The following is a 2,457-nucleotide window of genomic DNA, read 5'->3' as shown; positions in this document are numbered from 1 at the left end:
GCGCGGGGGGACGGTCGGTCCGGAGGGACGACCGCGGCGGAACGCCGGCCCGAGGGGTCGGCGGGCGATGACGCGCACCCCACGGTCCGGCTGGCCGACCCGGCGCAGGCCGAGGTGGTGGCGCACACCGACGGGCCGATGCTCGTCGTCGGCGGTCCGGGCACCGGCAAGACCAGCACCCTGGTCGAGGCGGTCGCCGCCCGGGTCGCCGAGGGCGTCGACCCGGAGCGGATCCTGGTGCTCACCTTCGGCCGGAGGGGCGCCACCGACCTGCGTCACCGGATCGAGGCGCGGATCGCCGGGGACGGGCACCGGGTGGTCCGCGAGCCGCTGGTGCGGACCTTCCCGGCGTACGCCTTCGGTCTGCTCCGCCGGGCCGCCGCCGAGCGGGGCGAGCCGTCGCCCCGGCTGCTCACCGGTCCCGAGCAGGATCTGATCATCCGCGAGCTGCTCGACGTGGTCGGCGAGGAACCCGACGACGACCCGGTCGGCTGGCCGGAGGACCTGCGCCCCGCGCTGCGCACCCGGGCGTTCGCCGCCCAGCTCCGCGACCTGCTGATGCGCGCCGCGGAGCGCGGCGTCGGCCCGGTCGAGCTGGCCCGGCTGGGGGAGAAGCTGGGCCGCGCCGACTGGCCCGCGGCCGCGCGCTTCCTCCGGGAGTACGTCGCCGTCCTCGCCCTGCGCGACGTGAGCAACCGCGGCTCGGTGGCGTACGACCCGGCCGAGCTGGTCCGGGCCGCCACCGGCATGCTGCTCGACGACCCGGAGCTGCTGGCGGCCGAGCGCCGCCGGCTCGCCCACGTCTACGTCGACGAGCTGGCCGACACCGACCCCGCCCAGCTCGACCTGCTCGCCGTGATCGCCGGCGGTGGCCAGCCGCTGGTCGCGTTCGCCGACCCGGATTCGTCCACGTACGCCTTCCGCGGCGCCGACCCGGCCGGGGTGACCGCCTTCCCGCACCGGTTCCGCACCGCCTCCGGCGCGCCGGCCGCCCAGGTCGTGCTCACCACCTCGTACCGGGCCGGCCCCGGGCTGCTGGCCGCGACCGCCCGGCTGGCCCGCCGGCTGCGCGGCCCGGCGGCGCACCGGAAGCTCCGCCCGCTGCCCGACGCCGCGCCCGGCTCGGTCGAGGTCCGCACGTTCCGCTCGGCCACCAGCGAGTCGGCCTGGCTGGCCCACGCGCTGCGCGAGGCCCACCTGCTCGACGGGGTGCCCTGGTCGCGGATGGCGGTGCTGGTCCGCTCGACCGGCCGGCAGCTGCCGTCGCTGCGCCGCGCCCTGCACACCGCCGGCGTGCCGACCGTCGTGCACGGCGAGGACCTGCCGCTGCACCTGCAACCCGGGGTGGCGCCACTGCTGCTCCTGCTGCGGTGCGCGCTGGAACCGGAGCGGCTGGACGAGGAGGCCGCGGTCGCCCTGCTGCACTCGCCGCTCGGCGGCGCCGACCCGCTCGCCGAGCGGCGGCTCCGCCAGGGGCTGCGCGCGCTCGCGCTGGCCGGCGGCGACCGGCGGCCCTCCGGCGAGCTGATCGTGGAGGCGCTGCGCGACCCGGCCGAGCTGGCCGCGATCGACCGGCGCTGGGCGGCGCCCGCGCAGGCGGTGGCGGCCCTGCTGGAGACCGCGCGGCAGGCCGCGGCCGCCCCCGGCGCCACCGCGGAGAAGGTGCTCTGGGCGGTCTGGCGGGACAGCGGCCTGGCCGAACGCTGGGCCGGGGCGATCACCCGGGGGCGGGCGGCCACCGGGGAGCACGAGACCGCCCAGCGCTGGCGGGCCGAGGCCGCCGACCGGGACCTCGACGCCGTGCTGGTCCTCTTCGACGCGGCGGCCCGGTTCACCGACCGGCTGCCCGGCGCGCGGACCGAGGTCTTCCTCGGCCACGTGCTCGGGCAGGACCTGCCGGCCGACACCCTGGCCGCGAGCGCCGACCGCGGCGACGCGGTCCGGCTGCTCACCGCGCACGCCGCCAAGGGCCTGGAATGGGATCTGGTCGCGGTCGCCGGCGTGCAGGAGGGTGTCTGGCCGGACCTGCGGCTGCGCGGCAGCCTGCTCGGCTCCGAGCGGCTGGTCGACGTGCTGGCCGGCCGGGCCGACGGCGCCGGCACCCGGGCCAGCCTGGTCGGGCAGACCTCGGCGCTGCTGGACGAGGAGCGACGGCTGTTCCACGTCGCGATCAGCCGGGCCCGGCACCGGCTGCTGGTCACCGCGGTCGCCTCGGCGGCGGTGGGCGGCGACGACCACGAGGAACAGCCCAGCCGCTTCCTGCATGAGCTGGCCGCCACCGAGCCGCCCGCGATCGGCGGCGGCGGACCGGCGGCGGGTCCGGCCCCGTCCGGGCCGACGGCACGCGGCCCGAAGCCGGCGGGCCCGAAGCCCGGCGGCTCCGGCGGTGCTCGGCCGGGTGACGGCTCGGCCCTCGCCGTCGACGGCGACCCGCCCCGCGACGCCGGGCTTCGGGCC

General features: G+C 79.3%; 1 protein-coding gene. It reads left to right on the top strand.

The annotated features are described in order from the left end of the window. Positions 1 to 2,457, top strand: a 2,457-nt coding sequence (locus DKT69_RS16125; RefSeq protein WP_236647952.1) for an ATP-dependent helicase, incomplete at both ends; no start/stop codon positions are given.

The sequence above is a fragment of the Micromonospora sicca genome (assembly GCF_003172935.1).
Classification (GTDB): domain Bacteria; phylum Actinomycetota; class Actinomycetes; order Mycobacteriales; family Micromonosporaceae; genus Micromonospora; species Micromonospora sicca.
This window is presented reverse-complemented; position numbering and strand designations above follow the sequence as displayed.